Raw genomic sequence first — 6,000 nt, 5'->3', positions numbered from 1 at the left:
CCCCGGCCCCGAACCCGCCCCCTCCTCCCGGGCCGCCGCTCACGCCGACGCCGCCGCGATGGCGTCCGCGAGCCGGTCCAGCACCGCGGCCGCCTGCTCGTCCGTGACGGTGAGCGGGGGCAGCAGCCGCAGGACGGCGTCGTGCCGCCCGCCGAGTTCGACGATCAGCCCGCGTGCCAGGCAGGCCTCGCGGACCCGGACCGCGAGCTCGGGCGCGGCCGGCCGGGCCCCGCAGGCGTCCGGCTCCGCGGTCGGGTCGACGAGTTCGACGCCGATCATCAGCCCGCGTCCGCGCACGTCGCCGATCGCGGGGAGTTCCCCGGCCAGCGCGCGCAGCCGTTCGACCATCCGGTCGCCGACCACCGCCGCCCGTTCGGCCAGCCCGTTGGCGGCGACGTAGCGGAGTGTGGCGGCTCCGGCCGCCATGGCCAGCGTGTTGCCGCGGAAGGTGCCGGTGTGGGCGCCGGGCCGCCAGCCGTCGTACTCCTCCCGGTAGACGACGACGGCGAGCGGGAGGCTGCCGCCGATCGCCTTGGAGAGCACCATCGCGTCGGGCACGATCCCGCTGTGCTCGACCGCCCACATCGCACCGGTGCGGCCCACGCCGGTCTGCACCTCGTCGACGATCAGCGGGATGCGGCGCTCGGCGGTGATCCGGCGCATGGCGCGCAGCCAGTCGTCCGGTGCGGGGACGACGCCGCCCTCGCCCTGGACGGCCTCCAGGACCATCGCGGCGGGCGGGGCGACGCCGCCGGCCGGGTCGTCGAGCAGCCGTTCGACGTAGGTGGCCGACAGTTCGGCGCCCGCCGCCCCGCCGACCCCGAACGGGCAGCGGTAGCCGTAGGGGTAGGGCAGTCGGACGACCTCGCCGCCGCCGGGCAGCGGTTCCTTGACGGCGACGTTGCCGGTGAGCGCGAGGGAGCCGGCGGTCATCCCGTGGTAGGCGCCGGTGAAGGCGAGGGCGCCGGAACGGCCGGTCGCGGTCTGCATAAGCTTGAGCGCGGCCTCGACGGCGTCGGTCCCGGCGGGCCCGCAGAAGTGCACCCGCGCCCCGTCGGCGAAGGCGGGCGGCAGGCTCTCGAACAGGGCGGTGGTGAAGTCGTCCTTCTCGGCGGTCGCGAGGTCGAGCAGGTGGAGGGGGGCGCCGCTGTCGAGGGTGCGGCGGATCGCCGCCAGGACCACGGGGTGGTTGTGGCCGAGGGCGAGGGTGCCGGCGCCGGAGAGGCAGTCGAGGTAGCGGCGGCCGTCGGCGCCTTCGACGGTCATGCCGCTGGCGCGCACGGGGACGATCGGGAACGAGCGCGCGTAGGTGCGGGCGGCGGACTCGCGCAGGCGCTGGCGGCGCAGGACGGCGCTCGCCGGGGATGCCGTCCCGGCGGCGGGCGCGGGCGCCGGGCCCGCCGCCGGGACGGTGGCGGCGCGGGGGACGGTCGGACCGGTGGCGGGCTCAGCGGCGAGCGTCAAGGCGGACTCCCAAAAAATTAGGTGAGCCTAACCTTACTTGTCTGCCCTGTCCCGATCCGTCCGGGGGCACCGGAACCACCCTTGCGAGTGACAACCCGTCCGTTCCGTCAACGAGCGGGCCGTCGGGAAGTCACGGTCGGGAGGTCACGACCGAGACCTCTCGGTCGACCGGGGGCCGCCAGGGGACCACCGGGGTTCGACCCGGGGCCGTCCGGACACCATGATCGTCGGCGTGTCAGACTCGGGGCCCCAGGCGCCGCACCGGGCGCCCGCGAGAGGAGTCGGCATGGCACTGTTCGGCAACGCCCACCGGGTGGACAACGGCGAGGCCCAGAAGGAGTTCGCCCGGCTGTTCGGCGAGGGCGAGCAGGTCCACGCCGCCTACCAGCTGGTCCGCGACACCTTCCTGTTCACCGACCGCCGGCTGATCCTCATCGACAAGCAGGGCATCACCGGCAAGAAGACCGAGTACCACTCGATCCCCTACCGTTCGATCACCCACTTCGCCGTGGAGACCGCCGGCACCTTCGACCTGGACGCCGAGCTGAAGATCTGGGTCTCGGGCGCCGCGCTGCCGATATCCAAGAACTTCACCAAGGGCGTCGACATCTACGAGGTCCAGGCCCTGCTCACCCAGTTCGTCACCCGCTGACCCGCGCCACGACCACGGGCGGCCGACCGTCGCGGGTCCGGCCCACATCGGTCCGGCCCCCGTGGGTCCGACCCGCACGGGCCCGGCCCGCGCGGGCCGGTCAGGCCACCGCGCCGCCGACTCCGGTGCGGCCGTCGGGGACGCCGACGATCGTCACGACGACCTGCTCGCGGACGGCCTCGCCGAGCACCCCGGCCAGGGCGTCGGTGGTCGCGACCACCAGGCGGGCGGGAGCGTCCGGCACCTCGGGCACGTGGTAGGCCGCCTCGCGCATGCTGAGCGTGACGAGGGGCGCGTCGTGGTCGACGGGGTCGCCGCCGACGCCGCGCCGGTGCTGCGGGACGCCGATCAGGTCGACCCCGACGAGGCGGCGGAACTCCTGTCCGTAGACGGCGCCGACCGCGTCGGCCAGGGCACTGATCAGCTTCGGTTCCACGGTCCCGTCGAGGGCTTCCTCGCGGATGTGCACGGTGTAGTGCGGCATGGTGGCGACTCCGTTCACAGCGGTCCATAGGATGGCAGCAGCTGGCTTTGCCAGCAAAATACCTTTGGCCTCAAAGATAAATAGAAAGGGGTGTGCCATGTCAAGTCCCACGGCGCACGGCCCTGCCCGGAGCAGTGACGGCGACGGCGACGGCGGGGTCGACGGCGGGGTCGACGACACCGTCAGGGCGCTGCTCCTGCTCATGCCCCGGATGGTGGGCCGGGTCAAGAAGATCCCCGTGCCCGAGGCACTGCAGTCCCTCGCGCTGGCGCCGCGCCACCTCTCGCTGCTCGCCTACCTGCTCCTCGACGGGCCGATGACCGTGAACGAGCTGGCGGCCCGCCTGGAGGTCGCACCGACGACGGTGAGCCTGCTCGTCGGCGACCTGAGCCGGAAGGGAATCCTGGAGCGGCGCGAGGACGAGGCGGACCGGCGCCGGCGGATCATCGGCATCGCCGCAGATCAGCAGCCCGCGATCACGTCCTGGCTCGCCCCGGGTGCGGCCGCGTGGCGCAAGGCCCTGGCGCCCCTCACGCCGGAGCAGCGGAAGCTGTTCGTCGACACCCTGCTCGCGTACGAGGCCGCGGTCGAGAGCGAGGGGCAGGACTGAGTCGGGCGCCGCCCGGAGGGCACCGGCGGGCCCGGCGGACTGCCGGGTCGCCCGCCCCTACCCCCGTCCCCCGGTGCCGCCGGAGCCGCCGGAGCCGCCGGAGCCGCCGGAGCCGCCGGAGCCGCCCGTCCAGCGGTAGCAGAGCTCCGGCCGGCCGACCGTGCCGTACCGGGGCTCCCGGACGGCGAGGCCGGTGTCCACGAGGTGCTCCAGGTAGCGGCGGGCGGTGATCCGCGAGACACCGGCCGCCGCACCGGCGGCGGCGGCCGACAGGCCGGCGCGGTCCGCGCGCAGCACCCCGGCCACGGTGTCCAGCGTCGGAGCGCTCAACCCCTTCGGCAGGGCGGTGCGTTCGGGCATCCGCAGCAGCGCGAGCGCCTGGTCGACCTCGTCCTGCCCGGTGGCCGACCCGGTCCGCGCGAGGGTGTCCCGGTAGCGGGCGTAGCGCTCCAGGCGGTCGTGCAGGGCGGCGGCCGCGAACGGCTTCAGCAGGTACTGGACCACGCCGGCGGACACGGCCCGGCGGACCATCGCGAGGTCGCGGGCGGAGGTGACCGCGATGACGTCGGTGGCGTGCCCGGCCGCGCGCAGGGTGCCGCAGAGCTGGAGGCCGTGCCCGTCGGGCAGGTAGAGGTCGAGCAGCAGCAGATCGACGGGTCGCCCGGCGGCCCGGGCCCGCTCCAGGAAGCGCAGCGCCTCCGCGCAGCCGTGCACGGTGCCGACGGCCCGGAATCCCGGCTCGCGCTCCACGTAGAGGGTGTGGGCGGCGGCGGCCACCGGGTCGTCCTCGACCACCAGGACGGAGATCTCGGCCCGTTCGGCGCTTCCGGCGCTCTTGGCCCGGCCGGTGTCGCGGTTCACGGGGCCACCGCCACGCGCTCGCGCTCCCCCGCGCCGTCGCGCGCCGGGCGGGAGAGCGGCAGCCGGACGGTGAGCACCGCGCCGCGCTCCCGGCCCACCTCGACGGTGCCGCCGTTGCGCCGGGCGGCCTGGGCGACCAGGGCGAGCCCGAGTCCGCGCCCGTGGCCGCTCCGGTCTCCCGCCCCGCTTCCGTGGCCACTGCCGTCGCGGTTGCCGTCGCCGCTTCCTTGGCCGCTCCGGCCGTCCTGCTTGGTGCTCCACCCGCGCCGGAACACGTCGTCCACCGCGCCGGGGTCGATCCCGGCCCCGGTGTCGGCGACCCGCAGCAGCAGGTGCTCCCCGTCGATCCGGGCGGTGACGGTGACCTCCGGGGGCCCGGGGTTCGCGGCCGCGCCGGTGATCGCGGCGTCCACGGCGTTGTCGATCAGGTTGCCGAGGACGGTGATGAGGTCGCGGGCGGTCAGTCGCGCCGGCAGCACGCCGTCGTCGATCGAACTGTCCGGCGTGAGCGTCAACTCCACACCCCGCTCGGCGGCCTGGGCGGCCTTGCCCAACAGCAGGGCGGCCAGCACCGGTTCACCGACGGCGGCCACCACCCGGTCGGTGAGCCGCTGGGCGAGGGCGAGTTCGGCGGTGGCGAACTCCACCGCCTCGCGGTGACAGCCGAGTTCGATCAGCGAGACGACGGCATGCAGCCGGTTGGCGGCCTCGTGCGCCTGCGCGCCGAGCGCCTCGGTGAAGCCGCGCACGGAGTCCAGCTCGCCGCTCAGCGCCTGGAGTTCGGTGTGGTCGCGGAGGGTGAGGACGCGGCCGAGCCCGGTGCCGATGGTGGAGGTGTTGAGCACCACCACCCGCTCGGCGGTCAGATGGACCTCGTCCCGGACCGGAGCGTCGCCGGAGACGGCCGCCAGCAGCGCGTCCGGCAGTCCCAGCCCGTCGACCGGGCGGCCCTCCACCGCCCCCTCCAGGCCCAGGAGTTCGCGCGCCGCGTCGTTGCAGAGCACCACCCGGTGCTCGCGGTCGAGCAGGACCAGCCCCTCCCGGACGGCGTGCAGGGTGGCCTGGTGGTACTCGTAGAGGTGGCTGAGTTCGGCCGGCCCCATGCCGTGGGTGTGCCGCCGCAGCCGGGAGTTGGCGAGGTAGGTGCCGATCCCGCCGACGGCCAGCGCGGCCCCCGCGACCCCCACCAGCGCGAGCAGCGGGCCGCGCAGCCGGGCCGAGATGGACTGCACCGTGATACCGGCGCTGACCAGGGCCACCACCCGGTGCCGCTCGTCCAGCACCGGGGTGACCACCCGCACCGACGGGCCGAGCGTACCGGTGTAGGTCTCGCTGCGGGTCTCCCCGGCGAGCGCCCAGTCGATGTGCCCGAGGAAGGGCCGCCCGATCTGCTCGGGCAGCGGGTGGGTCCAGCGGACGCCGGCGGTGTCCATCACGGTGACGAAGGAGACCCCGGTGTCGACCCGCACCCGCTCGGCGTAGGGCTGGAGCACGGCCGTCGGATCGGGCGCGCCGGCGGCGTCGCGGACGGTCGGCGAGTCGGCGACGGCGCGGGCGACGGCGGTGACCTGGCGGCGGGCCGCGTCGTCGGCCCGCCCGGCGGTGAACAGGTACGCGAGCACCGCCCCGCCCGCGACCACGGCGGCGACGATGACCACTTGGACGACGAAGAGCTGTCCGGCCAGGCTGCGCACCAGCCGGCGCGGCGGGAGAGGGGTACGCGCGGACATGCCTGTCAGTGTGCACCACGGCCCCGGCTGCGCGGACCCCGCTGCGAGGACGGGGTGATGTGAACTCTATGAACGCAAACGTGACCCGCGTCACGCCCGGACCGCATAGTCGGAGCGGCCCACCACCCGGGGCCCCCGGACCGCACGTCGGCGCACCCCCATGAGCGCATCCCCACAGGCGCACGCGCTACCGGGCACA

At 75.2% G+C, this 6,000-nt stretch carries 6 protein-coding genes; 2 read left to right on the top strand and 4 right to left on the bottom strand.

Annotated features, from left to right (window positions below; all coding sequences use genetic code 11):
- Positions 1-39 precede the first annotated feature (39 nt).
- Positions 40-1,464, bottom strand: coding sequence for a diaminobutyrate--2-oxoglutarate transaminase family protein (locus ADK60_RS03445; RefSeq protein ID WP_079008013.1), 1,425 nt, complete (start codon positions 1,462-1,464; stop codon positions 40-42).
- A 286-nt stretch (positions 1,465-1,750) separates the two neighbouring features.
- On the opposite strand from ADK60_RS03445, the gene ADK60_RS03440 reads away from it, so the two are divergent.
- The gene (locus ADK60_RS03440) at positions 1,751-2,116 is read left to right on the top strand and encodes a PH domain-containing protein (protein WP_045938034.1); all 366 of its coding nucleotides are present in this window, start codon (positions 1,751-1,753) and stop codon (positions 2,114-2,116) included.
- A gap of 100 nt (positions 2,117-2,216) precedes the next feature.
- Here ADK60_RS03440 and ADK60_RS03435 read toward each other — a convergent pair whose 3' ends face one another.
- Complete coding sequence (locus ADK60_RS03435) at positions 2,217-2,600, bottom strand: hypothetical protein (RefSeq protein WP_053643117.1); 384 nt, start codon at positions 2,598-2,600, stop codon at positions 2,217-2,219.
- Positions 2,601-2,802: 202 nt separating this feature from the next.
- Here ADK60_RS03435 and ADK60_RS03430 point away from each other — a divergent pair, with 202 nt between their 5' ends.
- A complete protein-coding gene (locus ADK60_RS03430; protein WP_053643125.1) occupies positions 2,803-3,210 on the top strand; it encodes a MarR family winged helix-turn-helix transcriptional regulator in 408 nt (135 codons plus the stop codon).
- 57 nt (positions 3,211-3,267) lie between these two features.
- Here ADK60_RS03430 and ADK60_RS03425 read toward each other — a convergent pair whose 3' ends face one another.
- Together ADK60_RS03425 and ADK60_RS03420 are read right to left on the bottom strand one after the other, a co-directional pair.
- Positions 3,268-4,071 carry a response regulator gene (locus ADK60_RS03425; RefSeq protein WP_053643115.1) on the bottom strand — a complete coding sequence of 268 codons (804 nt, stop codon included), beginning with the start codon at positions 4,069-4,071 and terminating at the stop codon, positions 3,268-3,270.
- The gene (locus ADK60_RS03420) at positions 4,068-5,801 is read right to left on the bottom strand and encodes a sensor histidine kinase (RefSeq protein WP_053643113.1); all 1,734 of its coding nucleotides are present in this window, start codon (positions 5,799-5,801) and stop codon (positions 4,068-4,070) included. The genes ADK60_RS03425 and ADK60_RS03420 overlap by 4 nt, the downstream gene beginning before the upstream one ends.
- Between the last annotated feature and the right edge of the window lie 199 nt (positions 5,802-6,000).

The sequence above is a fragment of the Streptomyces sp. XY431 genome, from assembly GCF_001279805.1.
Classification (GTDB): domain Bacteria; phylum Actinomycetota; class Actinomycetes; order Streptomycetales; family Streptomycetaceae; genus Kitasatospora; species Kitasatospora purpeofusca.
The sequence above is the reverse complement of the archived record's forward strand: the minus strand, read 5'-3'. Positions and strand labels throughout refer to the sequence as shown.